This window comes from Halioxenophilus aromaticivorans, assembly GCF_042850945.1.
Lineage (GTDB): Bacteria > Pseudomonadota > Gammaproteobacteria > Pseudomonadales > Cellvibrionaceae > Halioxenophilus > Halioxenophilus aromaticivorans.
Genome location: NZ_AP031496.1, coordinates 1,508,099 through 1,523,644, shown reverse-complemented (window position 1 = coordinate 1,523,644; position 15,546 = coordinate 1,508,099). Strand labels below are relative to the sequence as shown.

Sequence of the window (15,546 nt, the reverse complement as noted above, 5' to 3'; positions counted from 1 at the left end):
GCTAATTCTTGGGTTAATCAGACGTTCCTATAATAACTTCCTATATAAAAGAGTCTTCTGTGGTGCCTACGAAATCTGATGTAACCCTATCTCGTTCTGCCCGCTGTTTATGCACCTACTATTGGCTGCTTGTTTTGTTAATCTGCCTTGCGATTATCCGCGCCACACCTGCATGGGCTGAGAACGACATAATCTTCCGCGACACCGCCATTGAGGACAGAATTCTCGAAATATTCCCGAAAGCCACTCGCCTTGATGAAAAGCTCGCACACCCACCGGCTTGGCCGGTATACCAGCTCAACGAGCTTTTAGGCTACGCATTTGAAAGTAACGACCTCGTTGACTTACCGGGGTTTTCCGGCGACCGAGTGAACCTACTCATTGGTATCAATACCGCTGGCGTGCTGGAAGGCGTGCAAATCATCCACCACCACGAGCCCATATTTCTACACGGCCTCGGGCCAGAACCATTGCTGGAATTTGTCAACCAATACCCTGGCCGTAAAGTATCCGACCGCATCATCGTTGGCGGTAAAAAATCTGGAACCGGTACCGACGGTACGGCGTATTTTGACGGTGTCACCAAGGCTACGGTGTCGGTAATTGTCATTAACGACACAATTTTGTCGTCGTCATTGCAGGTTGCGCGCGCCATGTTAGATGGTTTTTCTCAATCGCCACCGGCCACAGCTATAACCGATAACTATGAGCCCAAACCCTGGCAGGAGCTGCTGCAGCTGGGGTATTTGAAGCGATGGCACATAGCCCCAGACATGCTAGAAGCACAGCTTGGGCAAAGCCTAGACAGCTACGCGGTGGATTTAAATTTTGACTACAACCCAGAAGATGGCTTAGATATTTATTACGCCTACCTTAACAGCCCAATCATTGGCCGTAATTTACTTGGCGAGCAGGAATTTGCCCGCCTCACTGAAAAACTTAAACCGGGCCAACACGCGCTGATGGTGTTTTCCCGGGGGATATTGTCTTATTTAGAGGATGAATTTCGGCCCGGAACCGTACCTAACCGCATCAGCATCACCCAGGAAGGGCTCTCCATGCCCATGCGCGATATCAACTTTTATTCCTACAGCAACAGTCTATTGCCAGCAGAATATGAGGACGTAGAAAACATCAACGTCTTTGTTATCAACAGCCAAACCGGCTTAGATCCCAGTGGCGAAATAGCGCTCAACCTCAACCTAACGTTACCGCGCAATCATTTAATCAGCGATAGCGCGACCTTTACCGATAACTACCAACTGCCTAAAAAATTATTCAATGAGGCCATACTACCAGAGGTCGACCAAAGCCAAAATAAACCACTTTGGCAACGCATCTGGGAAAACCGAGCCGCGGACATTCTGGTGCTTTTACTGGGCCTAACCGTACTTACCGTTGTGTTCGTCTACCAAGAAAAATTCACTCAAAAAGCCAAGCTGTTTGCGTGGTTTCGTGGGGGTTATTTGGCATTTACCCTCTTTTTTATTGGCTTCTATACCCAGGGCCAACTTTCGGTGGTGAACATCTACACCCTGCTTTTAGAAATCTATAACGGTTTTAGTTTGGATGTATTTTTACTAGACCCCATCATTTTTATATTGTGGGTTTACACCGCCATTAGCTTAGTGATTTGGGGGCGAGGTTTGTTCTGCGGCTGGCTATGCCCGTTTGGCGCGCTGCAAGAAGCCGTAGCCTGGGTGGGCACAAAACTGCGCATTAAACAGTGGAAAATAACCCCCAGCTGGCACCGCCGGTTGCTGTGGTTAAAATACGTTATTCTAATCGTTTTGGTGGGCATGTCGTTTTATTCCCTACGCTTGGCAGAACAAATGGCCGAGGTAGAGCCGTTTAAAACCGCCATCACTTTGGTGTTTGTGCGCTACTGGCCATTTGTGCTTTACGCCATTGCACTGCTGGGGCTGGGGTTATTTGTGCACAAATTTTACTGCCGTTACATCTGCCCCCTAGGCGCTGGTTTAGCCGTGGTGGGCAAACTGCACATTTTTGAGTGGCTTAGCCGCCGCAAGGAGTGCGGTACCCCCTGCCAACTGTGCCACCATCGCTGTGGCATCAACGCCATTGAGCCCAGTGGCAAAATTGACTACGACGAATGCATTCAGTGCCTGGAATGCGTGGTAATTTTACGCGACGATAGCCAATGTGCGCCGGCCAGGGTTGAGAAAAAACGCCAGCAACGCGAGCAAATTCAGGCCGTACAGGTGTTTGAATAGCGTTCAATCAATAACCGCCTCGAGCTGGTTATTGGATTGATTCTGGTTTGAGTCTTATGGAATTAATAATCTACTGCAACCACAGGTGTTTCAGCGTATCCGGCGAGTTATTTACATAGGTGATGGCTTGGCTGGCACTGAAGTGCCGCGTTTCTTCATCCAGTGTGGCTTCAACACGATAATTCACCTGCTGTTGCCAATAGGCGTGGCTGGGCTCGCCGGCGGCATTGCGATAGGTATTGAGGGGAGGCAGTATTTCATTTAGTTGCCGGAATTTATCCTCAAAATCGCCTATTGTTTGCTTTATTGCGGCAGAAGTATCAGTGGAAAACAGTAATAGATTGCTGGCTAATACACGGGGCATAAGGAGTAGTCGCTTGGTTAACGTAAACTGATGGGGTTAAATTAAGGTGCGCCTTTGATAACCGGTTGCATCAGGCCCTGAAAGCGCACTAGGGTTTCAACGCGGTACCTGCCCGCGCTGAAACCACTGTATTTACTCGCTGGCGATTCCCAACCAAGTAGGCGAACTGGGCACAAAGTCCGTTTCTATGTCGCCGGTGATCTCAAGCAAGCCCAAATCAATCACCAAAACATGTTGCGCAATGGGATCCGCCACGTAGGCGAAATGCCCATTACGAGCCAAGGTCATACTGAAACTTTCACCATCCGGCATAGTGCTCACGTCTTCTTCCGAGATATCCAAACGAGCGCCGAATTCCCAGTGGGTGTGATCCCCTTCATCGTGGGGCTCCACCGCGGTTAGGTAGCCTTGATCATCCAAAATCAGAAACTGTTCCGCAGCAGACCCAAAACCACGAGCCACGGCGCTGGCGCCATCTTCTGGCTGCCAATCGATGGCCTCAATTTCACCTTCGTCAGGGTCTACAGCGTATAACTGAGAAGTTGAACCGCCGTGGGCACTAGCCAAAGCAATAAATTGGCCGCTGTCGTAGTGGCCCCACAGGCTGCCAATTCGCAGTCCATCTTCCAAATCATCTGGGTTGGCGAGTTTTTCGGCAGCAAATGTACCGTCGCCGTTATCCGTTAATACCAAAATGCCGTCACTGCAACCAAAGGCAACATGGCTCTCGTTTTGAGCCGCACCGTGCAAATCTGGACAAGGCAGGTCGATGGTTTGCTCTAATTCAAATTCTTCGTCGTGCAAATGATAAACACCCACCTGATCCGGAAGAATAAAATTGTTTGAGGTGCTTAGCGCATCCTCACGGCGAATGGTAGAGATTAAATATTCACCGCGTGGCTCCGCAACGCCGTGCATATTCATAGTAAATTCTAATGTGGCGGGCGCCTCAGCATCCTCGATGTGATGATCTTCAAATACCTGCACGCCGGCCACGGCGCCGGTGGCTGCATCTCCGTCCATAAATACAGCAACCTTACCCTCGTGGCGCACAAAGTGAGTGGGACGGGAGCCGGTGAGACTGTTGTTCATTAACGCAGGCGTGGTGGAATAGGTGTCGTAGTGGTCATCGTGTGGCTCTTGCCAAAGTCCGCCGTCGACAAAACCAACTTTATCCTCCGTGCGCTCAATTAATGAGGCAAAACGGTAGTCCCCCGAGGCATACACCGCACTGGGTAGGGCATCCAACGGGATGGTGGCTAGTAAATCCGTGGTGCTTAAATCGTAAACATGGGCTTGCACCGCAGTTTTATCCAACAAAAATAATCTGCCGCTGGAGGTATCACTTTCACCGACCTCTTCCTCACTCTCTTCAACAATGGCCTCGTTTTCGACGATATTGGTTTCTGCATCGCCACAGCCGGTGAGTAAAGCCGCTGAGGCCAGGGTTACAGAAAACGCCAACAATTGTTTTTTATAAAAATTCATAATAGCTCTTAGTATTAATTCCTGCTGGCAAATAGCCAGCAGTACAGTTACGTCCTATGTGAAATTAAAATGACCCGCGCAGGCCTAAACGGAAATTACGGCCGGGTAATGGCGCTACATCCTTAATAAACGATGTGTGAACTCGCGCTTCGGCATCCGTAATGTTTTCAACTTTGGCGAAGAGCGCCAACGCATTGCCGGCAAAGGGCAAGCGGTAGGTCACACTGGCAGCCAATAAATCGTAATCATCGGTGCTGGTTTCAAGCGCTGCGACCTTGTCTTGCTCTGCGTAGTTAGTCCAATTGACATTGGCACTCCAAGGCCCGGTTTGGTAATCAATATCAAAGCCAAATCGCTTGGGAGGCGTACGTGGCAGGTCGCCGCCATCGGCCAATTTCGCTCTTACGTAATCGGAAAACACCGAGGCTTGCCAGGCTTGGCTAAGTTTTAAAATACCCTGTGCTTCAAAGCCGTAGAAATCCGCATCGGCGTGGGCGCCAATGTAAATCGGCAATTCGTCAGCGTGCTCTTCTTCATCGCCATCGGCGTGATCATGGTCGTGCTCGTGATCATGGCTAAACTCGGTGTATAAGCCGGTTGCGCGTTGGTAATAGTAGTCGTCTACTTGGTTGTAAAAGAGGTTTAATACGATGCCTAGGTCGCCTTCAAATTTACGGAAGGTTAAGTCGATATTGTTGGAGGTTTCCAATTGGATATCGGCATTGGAGAGCGCAAACTCGGCTTCATCGCCAGAAAGGTCTTCTAAAAACAATGCACCAATTTCATAGGTTCGGGTACCTATGTGCGGGCCAAAAGATAACAATTCTGCAGCCGATGGCGCACGCTGGGCACGGGATAAAGAAACACCAAGGTTGTAACCGGGTGCAAAATCCCAAACCACACCGGCCGATAAACTCACCGGCGTAAATTCGTGCTCAACGTCGAACACACGAGTAACACTGGCTTCGCCTGCGTGGTCGTGATCGTGGGCATCGTCCTCCGTGCCATCGTGTAGATGGGCCTCAATGGTTGGCAAGAGCACACTGTCTGCGGTTATGGTGACCTGCTCCGCTCGTGCTCCTAACTGAACCAGAAAGTCACCAAAGTGACGCTCTTCCATTAACGCTATGGCGAAGGTTTCGGATTCCGACGGCGGGGTGAAAGCCTCTTCGCCAAGGGCCGCGACTTCGCTGTTTTTATAGTGCAGGTTGATACCGCCTTGCCAGTCGTGCCAAGTTTGATGCATTAAATCCATGCGCACTTCGGTGGTCTCGTTAGAGAAAGTGGTACCGACAGTACCCGCTTCGATTTCCGCGTGGGTATAATCGGTATAGGCGGCACTGGTGCGAATACTGCGCAGCCAAGAACTCGCAATCTCGAACTCACTTTGCAATTGGTAACGATCCTGCTCCAGCTCGGCCAGAACCGATTCTTCCTCGCCACCTTCTTCGCCATGACTGTGGCCAGGAATACCATATTCGCGATCCAAACGGCCCACGGATAATCCTATGTAGCCGTTATCCAACAGATAGCTGCCGCCCAAGGTGTAACCACTGGACTCTTCACTGCTGTTAGCCACGGTTGTGCTGTCACTGCCCTCTTCTGCGGGCTCCGGTGTTTCGTAATCGTCGGCTTCGCGCCAAAAGCCGTCGCCGTATATGGCCCAGCTATCGCCCCCGGTGAGGCCACTGAAAGAGGCCGCTTTTTGATCATTGACGCTCTCGTGGCCAACATAAAACTCGCCACGGGTTTCCGAATCGGTCGGCACGCGCTGATCCACAATATTGACCACGCCGCCAATCGCACCACTGCCGTAAAACAGTGTTGCTGGGCCCCGCAAAATTTCGACTTGCTGGACAGTAGACACCTCGGTGGATACGGCATGGTCTGGACCAACTCGCGATACGTCACTGACATCCAAATTATTTTGGGTGATTAGAACTCGCGGGCCACTTAATCCACGAATGATGGGCGTGCTGGCCACATTACCGTGGAAATTTGAATTTACCCCGGGCTGACGAACTAAGGTATCACCCAAGGTTGCTGCTTGTTGCTCGCGCAGACTATCACCGGTAAGCACCGCCACGGGTATGGCAGATTCAATGGTAGAGGCGTGAATGGGTAGGCCGACGACATCAACCTGTTCGATAACAGTAGGCGCTAACGTTACGGTGACACGCCCGTTCTGCGTTACGCGATCATCGGTATGAACAATTTTATGGCTAAAGCCTGCTGCATCAAAATGCAATTCGCCGGGCTCGCCTTGAAAATAAAACTCACCATTAGTACCAGTGGTTACCGTGGTTTTATTTTTATAGGAAGTCACCTCAGCGCCGGCGATGGCTTCTCCAGCTGCGTTTACAACCACACCTTCCAGCGCCGCAGCATCGACGGATGCCAGGGCGATCAGTGCAGCAATTCCCTTAAGTTTCATTATTAACTCCAGTTAGTACTACGGCTGCGCTCATCAACGCTGCCTTATAATGTTGTTACGCAAAATCCAGGGACAGAACTACCCGCCCAGTGGCAGGCGTTGCCTGGGGTGAGCGATGAATCAATCCGAAATTTTCGTTGCCTTCCCAGTTTTCTCCTTTGAGCAAGGCAACGTCGCCCTGGGACAATTGTTGATATCCTTCGTCGTCGCCTTGCTCGGCCCTGCGCCAATGTGTGCCGACCCCGGCGTAGGTACACAGCAGGCGGCAAGGCACATAATCCACATGGAATTTTGGGCACATAGCGCAGTGCAACACCGCCAATCGCACGCCTACCTCATTTAACTGAAACAAGCAGGCGAACATATCCGTAAGCAGGCTAACGTCTTCTATAAATTCGGATTTAGCTGCATGGCTTGGCAGACTGCGCTCCAACCACTGGGCGCAGGCGTCTACCCGCACACCGCTACGCAGCTGAAAATCCGGGCTGCTATTAACTAAAAATGTTGCGAATTCAGAAACGTTGGTTGACAGGTCCCTTTGCCAACAGGCCATATTGACGCTGTGCTGGTATATCTCTGCCAATATTTCGGGTTCCGAGTGATACACAGCGCCTGGAGGCTGGTTGACTGCTGCAGTTAAAGCTTGCACAGTAATTTTCTCCACATAGTTATGATATATCATATCTAACAGAATGTACGTAGAACATACGGTTTGAGCTTATTTAACCGGCCATCGCATCCCCACTGCTTAGCCCCCCACCGCTTAACAATGGGCCACTGATTTTTAAAGCTAAAACGGTGCCCTGTTGCGTTGCTATGTAGGTGAGATAAGCGCTACCCACTACTTACTTTTTATACAAAATGTTAGTATCAGGTCATTTAAGGATGACCATGGAAGTCGAATTAACCACCCTGCTGGTTCTGGCCCTAGTGGGTTTGTGCGCTGGTACGGTTGATTCCATCGCCGGCGGTGGTGGCCTGATTACCATTCCGGCGTTACTCGCCACGGGGCTGCCGCCAGCCTCTGCGTTAGCCACCAACAAATTACAAAGCTGTTTTGGCTCCTTCGCTGCTGTGGCCTATTTTTTTAAACGTGGCCTCATCAACTTAAAGCAAAACAAGCTTGCCATTGCCTGTACCTTCGCCGGGTCGGCCTTGGGCACCATCTGCGTACAATTTATTGATGCTTCTGTGTTAAATAAATTATTGCCGGTACTACTCGCCAGCTTCGCTGTGTATTTTTTGTTTTCACCTCGCATCCAAGATGAAGACAGCCACCAGCGGCTTTCACACAGAAGCTTTGCTTTCGTACTCGGCACCGCCATCGGATTTTACGACGGCTTTTTCGGGCCTGGCACGGGGTCGTTCTTTGCCATTGCGTATGTGTCACTGCTGGGCTATGGCATGGTAAAAGCAACGGCGCACACTAAACTGCTCAACTTTACTTCTAACATCGCATCCTTGCTGTTTTTCGCCTTTGGCGGCCACGTAGTTTGGACTATCGGCTTCGCCATGGCTGTGGGCCAATTTATTGGTGGGTCCATAGGCTCTCGCTTAGTTCTGCGCAAGGGAGTTGCCTTGGTGCGCCCACTGTTGGTGGCGGTATCGCTGATTATGTCCCTTCGCTTGCTCTGGCAAGATCACCCAGAGTGGTTCTTGTGGTTGTAAAATGCCGCAAACAGCACAAGAACCGCTAAATAAAAAAAGCCCCCTAAAACGCTGCTGCTGCAAAAACGAGGGCTAAGACTTACCACCTAACTGTCGTTAGAGTGGGTCAAGGAGAAGTTAGGCCTTTGTTGCAAATTGTCTGCATCAAAGGCGCCATCACCAAACAATAACGGATAATAAAATTGCCGTAGTTGCGCATGAAATTCTCGTATTTTAGATTCGTAGGTAATGACTGATTTCAAATCGGTTTGGGCAATCCTCTGCATGCTGCGCTCAAGCAATGCCGGTGGTGCAACCCACGCCACCAACCCCGCAAGAGCATGCCTGTGCAAGCGGCCATCGCGATAGGCATCGGATAAGGCTTGCGTTTTTTGATCGCCAACTTGCTGAAAGGCGTAATACCAATCCCACTGAAACCCTTGGCCAACCTTGGCCTGCTCCTGCCACTGTGGATGGGTGGCAACAAACGCATCAAAGGTATCTTGCTTGGGTAAATCCCAAGCATCGTTTACCGCCTCGCGTTGGGTCATTAATATTTCTGATCCGCTGGGCAGTGGCACTAGTTGATCAATGGTAATGCGGCCAGCTAAAGGGATCACCACCGCGAGTAATAACCAGACGCCGAGATTGGCCGCCAAAATGGTAGGCGAAGGTTGCTGCCAACTGGCCAACCAATAACACACCAACAACCAAAACACGGCGTAAATAATAACCATGGCCAACACCAACACGATTGCCAGTAGCGATGCGCCAGAGAGCAATGCCCCGGTAACAAACGGCAGCACCGCCACAACCAACAATAAGCCCGCCCGAAGTAACGCCCGCGAAACCCACAAAGCGCTCTGTTGCGCCGCCGTGGCTACCAACAGGTTGTAACGCCCGGCAACGCGCTCACTGGATTTAAGATCGTGCAACAGCATAATGAGCGCTAGGGGCCAAACCACAGCCATTAAAAACGCAAAATCTAGCCGGCCGATCAACGCAAACACCGGGTTACCCGCATCGCGCTCGTAGATTTGGCCTTCCAAGGCGAGCATACGTACCCGGTGCTTCCAGGCGGTTTCGTCTCGCAATCCCATTGCTGCAAAGGCGAGGTTAGACGGTTCGTCATAGGTTAAATGAAAGCTGTAATAAGCCACACCGCCGTAATCCGATTGATGCGTGAGCGCCGCGTCGCGCTCTAAGGTATCTTGCTGCAGCAACCAAGTGATGCTCTCACGCTGCTGTTTTACTTCAGCCATGCCTACCCAAACGGCGTATACCGCTAGCAAAAAAATCACCCCTGCCCATGCAATAACGGCGCGGTCGCGCAGCATCAGAGTGGATTCCCGCCGCATATTTGCCATCAAATTCATCGCTGCAACCTCCCAGCCTGGAAAAACATTGCTGAGGTTAGCCCTAGCAACCAAACCACCAACACCGCTAAGGTTACGGTTGATTGGCCCCAGCGCGCTGATGTCCCCTGTGGGTGAAATTCAAATTCATCCAGTAACCGCCAGTTGCTGGCGTCTACTCTTGCCCGAGCTTGTTGTTCGGCAGAGCCGTATTTATTGACATCGTCGTTGTAGGTCACTTCTTCGGCGTGCAATTTATTTAAGCCCTGCACAAAATCAAACCGCAATTGCTCCGCGGCTTTTAAAAACAATTGATAATGGTGTAAATCCGTACCCGCCATGGCCCGAGAAGCCAACCCCAGCGCTACGGTGGGCGATAGCCAGCTCATATTCTGTAACAACTGCGCCTGCCTTGCTTCACCGGCAGCTTGCTGCTGGGCGTATTCATTCAGCGTTTTGGTGAGTTTTTCTTCGCCGTATTGCGCCACAATACCGCGCACGTTAACTGGTAGGTCTTCCACGTTTTCTACGTCGTACTGCTCTAATAATTGGGCTCGTAGTTGAGCAAACGCTGGATCGTTAGCATTGTGACCATCGCCCAACTTACGGGCTTCCTCAAGCATTGCCATGTCGGTTTCAATTTTGCCCGGCATGGGATGCTGCTTAGCCACCCAGTTGATTAGTGCCGCTGGCATAACCAAGCTAAACAACAACCAAGCCGACACAAGGCTTGCTAAGCCCGTGGCCCGGCTTTGCATTAAGCTAGACGCCCATAGGGTTAGCACACCCCAAATACACAAATAGATAAAATAAATGGCCAGCAAAGAAATCGATGCTGAAAACAACGCGCCATTGGCCACCGCAATTCCCATAGCGATAACCATAGGGATTAATAACACACAAATGGCCGCCAGTAATGCCAGCGACTTGCCCAGCAGTAGGGTTCTGCCACCCAAGCCCTGTGCCAGCATGGGCATTAACGTGGCCGATTCGCGCTCACGAGCAATGGCGCCGTGGCCCAATAATATAATCAGCAAAGGGGCAAATAACTGATACACAACGGCGGGCGTGAGCCAAGCTAAACCACCCAGCTCGGCGCTTGCGGCGGAATCGGAGAAGGTGGCAGAATTTTGTCGATGCCCTTCTAAAAAAATCGCCTTGCCGGTTACGGCATCCAAGCCTGGGTCAAACAACGACAAAGGCAACGGGGTACGGAAAACATAGTGCCCGTAATGCACCATACGGTGCGGATGACGGGCGGGTTGGTCTACAAAGGCTTCTTCCGCTTGGTTTTGATCATGCTCCAGGTGCTGGGCTTTACTGTGAATTTCGCTCACTGTAATTACGCTGGTCACCACCAACAGCAGTAAAAACAATAGCGCGCTGTAAACGGCCAAATTAGACCGTAGCCAATAACGCCACTCATCCTTGGCGATTAATAACACAGGGCTCATGGGGCATCCTTTTGTGCAAAGGCGCGGTGAACCAGTTCTGTGTCGATAGATTGCCCAGCCTCGGCGGTGAACTCACCCACTAGGTTGCCACTTTTCAACAGGCCAATTTTATCTGCCACATGGCAGGCCCCATATACATCGTGGGTCACCATTAAAATCGCTTTGCCAGCATCGGCCAAAGCGCGTACCAGATGGTGAAATTCATCAATGGCGGTTGGGTCCAATCCGGAGGTGGGCTCATCCAACAGTAAAATGTCGGTATCGCGCAAAATTGCCAGGGCGATGGCCACCTTCTGCCGCATACCTTTAGAGTAACCCTTAAGACGCTGACCGCGAGCATCCCCTCGCAAGGCAACACGATCCAGCGCGGCTTCTATGGCGTTGCTGTCGACCTGTTTATCCGCCAATTGCAAAAAGTAGGTTAGGTTTTCTCGCGCATCTAAATGCTCATACAATTTGGCGGCTTCGGCCAGGTAGGCTATGGCACTGCGCGCTTGGGTTAAATTGCTGGTAACACTTTGCCCATTTACGTTTACCGCGCCGCTGGTGGGCTCTATAAACCCCAAAAAACTCAACAATGTGGTGGATTTACCAGCACCATTGCCGCCTAGCAGGGCGTATACTTCCCCCGCACTTACATGAAAAGACAACCCGTGCAGGATTTCCTTTCCCCCTCGCGCTACGCGCAATTCATCCGCTTGCAACTTCATATTGCCTACATCCATCATTTCAAAAACCAAATCAACACTGGACACAAGGCCAAGATTCATATTTGGGTATCAGCACCATAGGGCCGTTTGTACAACCACTCAAAACGTCTCTATAAGCGCGGTGCCTATTGGACTACCTAAACAAGCAACCAATCACGCTGACCGCCTAAAAAGACGTTTAGCTACGAGCTTTAGTGCTTGCCTAACCCGATGGTGGAAATTATGATACGTTATATCATCCACAGTCAAGATGATTAATCGCGTCCAGAGAGGGAACCAGAAGGCTTTTGCGTGAGATGCACAGGCAAGCTAGCCCCCTCCCCAATAAGTAACCCGTTGGGCACTGCGCCTGCCTCAGATAGAGCACTGCTAATTATGATTCGTTTACCCGGCTCCACAACGACACACGTTGCCGAACGACCATTGCGTTACGGCTGGGTGGCGTTACTCATAGGAGCTAGTTTGCTTTGCACCCAGGTTGTACTGGCCCAGCACAGCAAAGCGCCACACCAGCATGACCACGCAGAACTGTTGATTGTGGCCCAAAGCAGCCAGTTGCAAATCCAGTTACGATCCCCTGCCGCCAATATCACCGGCTTTGAGGAAATAGCCCAGAGCCCCCAGCAACAGCGAGCGGTCAACAGAGCCAAGCAAATCCTGCTAACCAAAAACCTGTTCAAGCCTGAACCCAGCGATTGCGAATCAGACTCGATTGATGCGGACTTCTCCTCTTTGGATTCAGGCGCCGAGCACCACGCTAAACATGAAGATGACCACGATCAGGATCACGATGAGAACCATGCAGACGTCATCGTCACCTACAACTACACCTGCAAACGTGTGGCTGAGTTGGAATCCATCACCACCCAACTGTTGACTAATTTTCCGGCAATCACCCAGTTAAACGCTCAATGGGTGATAGGCAGTCGACAAGGCGCGTCAACGCTGGATAATAGCCGGGACAAAATACAAATAAGGTAACGATGTGATGCCGAATATTAGCCAGATCTTAAGCCACGCCGAAGCCAGCTGCCGGCAACGAGGAACCAATCTCACAGAAAAGCGTAAGCGCGTGCTAACCGGGCTGCTACAGTCCAAAAAAGCGCTATCCGCCTATGATTTGATCGACTACCTACGAGTTGAGTTCGACGAAGCCCCTCCGCCCACCTCGGTGTATCGCATATTGGATTTTTTATCAGAAGAAAACCTGGTGCATAAACTGAAGCTGGCGAACAAATACGTTGCTTGTTCCCACATCAGTTGCGACCACGCCCATGAGGTACCGCAGTTTCTTATTTGTGATGATTGCGGCAGTGTGGCCGAAATTGGTGTTAAGAAAAACGTGATTAACACATTGCAAAACAGTGTTGAACAAGCAGGCTACCTACTAAAAAGCCCACAGCTTGAACTGCACTGTGTCTGCCAGGACTGCGCAGAGCGCGCAGCCTAACCCCTAAGGAAACCATGAAACTCAATAGCACCCACATAGATAAAACCGCCGTTGGCTTATCGTTAGCTTGCGCAGCACATTGCCTGTTATTGCCTGCGTTACTGGCCTTTACGCCAACGCTAACCGCCACGGTGTTCGCCAGCGAGAGTTTCATCTATGGTTATTGTTGGCCGTAATACCCACCAGCATCGTAGCCTTAACACTGGGCTGCCGGCAGCACGGTGACCGAACCGTATTAATCTTTGGCGCGTTTGGCATAGCATTAATGTGCTTGGCGGCAGTTTTAGGGCACGATTTTCTGGGTGAATTTACCGAGAAGTCGTTATCGCTGGCGGGGGCTAGCCTGATAGCCATTGGGCACATTAAAAACTTCCGGTTGTGCCAACAAAGCCACTGCCATTGTGACCACTAACCGTAAACAAAAGGCCTAAAAGGTTGCCATGCAATCCAGTGATGCAACTCATACATTCAATAACATTACCCTTAATCTTCTTTTTCATAACTATCGATGACAAAACTGACAGCTATACCAACTAATGTTATCACCGGGTTCCTTGGCGTTGGCAAAACCACAGCCATTTTAAATCTGTTACAGCAAAAACCCAGCGATGAACGCTGGGCCATATTAGTGAATGAATTTGGTGAGGTCGGCATCGATGGCGAACTATGCAACAGCCGGCTGGGCCAACAAGCTGAAAACGTATTTATTAAAGAAGTGCCCGGTGGCTGCATGTGTTGCGCCGCGGGCTTGCCCATGCAAATGGCGATGAATATGCTGCTGGCAAAAGCGAAACCCCAGCGGCTACTGATTGAACCCACGGGCCTTGGCCACCCGCGAGAAGTATTAGATACCCTAGGGGCCGATTACAATCAAGAATTACTCGCCCTGCAAGCCACTATCACACTGGTTGACGCGCGCAAAATAAAAGATGCTCGCTACACCCAACACGCTACCTTTAACCAACAGCTAGACGTAGCCGATGTAATAGTGGCGAATAAATCCGATCTCTACAAGCCAGAGGATTTTAGTAATCTACTGGTTTATTTGGAATCTAAAGGCAACCTAAGTAATGCGCCTATTTACCAAGTGCAAAACGGTGAATTACAACCCCAATGGCTGCAAACCAAGTGGCTGCAAACCAAACGCTCACAAACCAAACCGCTTACGCCAGAGGTTAATGCCCTAAATAGCGCCAATAGTAGCGCCCCGAATAGCGTCAAAAGTAACGCGCATACTCACCACCACCCAAGTGCAAATTCCGTAGAATTACTCAGTGAAAAAACACTACCAGAGGAAGGCTACCTGTGCTTAACTGGTTCTGGCGACGGCTTCCATACAGTGGGTTGGATCTTTGATTCGCGGTGGGTTTTTAATACCGATAAACTCAACCTATTACTGTTGGGCATACCGGCCGAACGAATTAAGGGCGTTCTTATTACTTCGGAAGGTATTACTGTCTTCAACAAAGCTGACGATGTACTCACCCAAAGTCCGGGTTATGAATCCGATGATAGCAGACTGGAAATCATCAGCGATTACGCCCTAAACGACACCGAGCTCACCCAAGCACTAATGGATTGCCTAGCGTATCGCTAGGTCTATACCAAACAAATAAATAGCAAAACAGCGGGCGAGTGAGCTGAAGCTCAGCCGTTGTATTCCGTATAAGGCTCTACTTTATCTACCATTAGGCTGTAGGCCGCGGTTGCGGTATCGTTTTCTACTATTTTAGTGGCCAATTTCCCATACACCCAATACGGCTGACTGAGTGATTCTAAAACAAAACCTTTTTGAAAATCTGAAAAGATAATTTGATTGGGCGGCGGCGGTGGCACATGTATGCAAGCGCCAAAATACGGCACTAAGAAAAATTCGGTAACATCCTGCGGGCCTTCACCAAACGCCAAGGGCACCACAAACGCCGCAATTCTAATTTGCTTACCATCGTATTCCGGCACAATCGTCGTAGAAATTAACGCCTGCTGATAACGCTTTGCCTGGGCGGAATCCTCGAATACAGGTTCTCCACCAGAAAGCGTCTCACCGGATTCCGCTTTTAGCTGACTGGTGATTTGGTCTTCTTCCGAGCCATCCTGAATTTGCATAATCTCTTCCGGCGGGTTGAGCAAAGCATCCAAATCCGCCTGTGGCATAAGCTCTGGCCATTCCACAGTAAGATAACCGTCTATCACCTCAGGCGCGGAGTCATCCTGCGCTTGTGCACTGTGAAAAGCACAAAGCCACAATGCGGCAGCGCACAGTGCACCCACGTAAGAGGCGCTCCGGCCATGACCGTGAAATATCCCTAACATCGTATTAATCTCCAAACTCGCCTCTCTCACAGGCATCAAGCTATCCATCGAGCTCGCCCCGTCTAAGGCGCAATCCACCTAAGGTACCAGACCAACG

12 protein-coding genes and 2 pseudogenes are annotated in these 15,546 nt (G+C 50.5%); 6 read left to right on the top strand and 8 right to left on the bottom strand.

Annotated features, from left to right (window positions below):
• The first annotated feature begins 62 nt into the window (after positions 1–62).
• A complete protein-coding gene (locus ACGHM3_RS06610; RefSeq protein ID WP_345427446.1) occupies positions 63–2,234 on the top strand; it encodes a 4Fe-4S binding protein in 2,172 nt (723 codons plus the stop codon).
• 73 nt (positions 2,235–2,307) lie between these two features.
• Here ACGHM3_RS06610 and ACGHM3_RS06605 read toward each other — a convergent pair.
• The 4 genes and pseudogenes from ACGHM3_RS06605 to ACGHM3_RS06590 all read right to left on the bottom strand — a co-directional run.
• Positions 2,308–2,598, bottom strand: a pseudogene (locus tag ACGHM3_RS06605) (aminopeptidase); the annotation flags it as partial.
• 132 nt (positions 2,599–2,730) lie between these two features.
• Entirely contained in the window at positions 2,731–4,086 is a 1,356-nt protein-coding gene (locus tag ACGHM3_RS06600; RefSeq protein WP_345427442.1) for a 5-methyltetrahydrofolate--homocysteine methyltransferase, read from the bottom strand.
• A gap of 64 nt (positions 4,087–4,150) precedes the next feature.
• Positions 4,151–6,520, bottom strand: coding sequence for a TonB-dependent receptor domain-containing protein (locus ACGHM3_RS06595; protein WP_345427440.1), 2,370 nt, complete (start codon positions 6,518–6,520; stop codon positions 4,151–4,153).
• Between the two features lie 55 nt (positions 6,521–6,575).
• Positions 6,576–7,169 (bottom strand): DUF1826 domain-containing protein, encoded by a 594-nt coding sequence (locus ACGHM3_RS06590; RefSeq protein WP_345427438.1) that lies wholly within the window; start codon positions 7,167–7,169, stop codon positions 6,576–6,578.
• A gap of 242 nt (positions 7,170–7,411) precedes the next feature.
• Here ACGHM3_RS06590 and ACGHM3_RS06585 point away from each other — a divergent pair, with 242 nt between their 5' ends.
• Positions 7,412–8,188 carry a TSUP family transporter gene (locus tag ACGHM3_RS06585; protein ID WP_345427436.1) on the top strand — a complete coding sequence of 259 codons (777 nt, stop codon included), beginning with the start codon at positions 7,412–7,414 and terminating at the stop codon, positions 8,186–8,188.
• An 86-nt stretch (positions 8,189–8,274) separates the two neighbouring features.
• On the opposite strand, the gene ACGHM3_RS06580 is transcribed toward ACGHM3_RS06585, so the two are convergent.
• Genes ACGHM3_RS06580 through ACGHM3_RS06570 form a run of 3 tightly spaced genes read right to left on the bottom strand, consistent with a single transcriptional unit; the run spans position 8,275 to position 11,704 of the window.
• Positions 8,275–9,543: a DUF3526 domain-containing protein gene (locus tag ACGHM3_RS06580; protein WP_345427434.1), complete on the bottom strand. Its 1,269-nt coding sequence runs from the start codon at positions 9,541–9,543 to the stop codon at positions 8,275–8,277.
• Complete coding sequence (locus ACGHM3_RS06575) at positions 9,540–10,976, bottom strand: DUF3526 domain-containing protein (RefSeq protein WP_345427432.1); 1,437 nt, start codon at positions 10,974–10,976, stop codon at positions 9,540–9,542. The genes ACGHM3_RS06580 and ACGHM3_RS06575 overlap by 4 nt, the downstream gene beginning before the upstream one ends.
• Positions 10,973–11,704 carry an ABC transporter ATP-binding protein gene (locus ACGHM3_RS06570; RefSeq protein ID WP_390518227.1) on the bottom strand — a complete coding sequence of 244 codons (732 nt, stop codon included), beginning with the start codon at positions 11,702–11,704 and terminating at the stop codon, positions 10,973–10,975. The genes ACGHM3_RS06575 and ACGHM3_RS06570 overlap by 4 nt, the downstream gene beginning before the upstream one ends.
• Before the next feature lie 357 nt (positions 11,705–12,061).
• Here ACGHM3_RS06570 and ACGHM3_RS06565 point away from each other — a divergent pair, with 357 nt between their 5' ends.
• The 4 genes and pseudogenes from ACGHM3_RS06565 (at position 12,062) to ACGHM3_RS06550 (ending at position 14,733) form a co-directional block, all read left to right on the top strand.
• The gene (locus ACGHM3_RS06565; RefSeq protein WP_345427430.1) at positions 12,062–12,667 is read left to right on the top strand and encodes a DUF2796 domain-containing protein; all 606 of its coding nucleotides are present in this window, start codon (positions 12,062–12,064) and stop codon (positions 12,665–12,667) included.
• Between the two features lie 7 nt (positions 12,668–12,674).
• A complete protein-coding gene (locus ACGHM3_RS06560; RefSeq protein WP_345427428.1) occupies positions 12,675–13,136 on the top strand; it encodes a transcriptional repressor in 462 nt (153 codons plus the stop codon).
• Positions 13,137–13,150: 14 nt separating this feature from the next.
• Positions 13,151–13,548: pseudogene (locus ACGHM3_RS06555) on the top strand (MerC domain-containing protein).
• A 96-nt stretch (positions 13,549–13,644) separates the two neighbouring features.
• Positions 13,645–14,733, top strand: a complete 1,089-nt coding sequence (locus ACGHM3_RS06550) for a CobW family GTP-binding protein (RefSeq protein ID WP_345427424.1) — start codon at positions 13,645–13,647, stop codon at positions 14,731–14,733.
• 50 nt (positions 14,734–14,783) lie between these two features.
• Here the strand turns inward: ACGHM3_RS06550 and ACGHM3_RS06545 are convergent, their stop codons facing one another.
• Positions 14,784–15,449 (bottom strand): DUF3299 domain-containing protein, encoded by a 666-nt coding sequence (locus ACGHM3_RS06545; protein WP_345427422.1) that lies wholly within the window; start codon positions 15,447–15,449, stop codon positions 14,784–14,786.
• Positions 15,450–15,546: the final 97 nt, after the last annotated feature.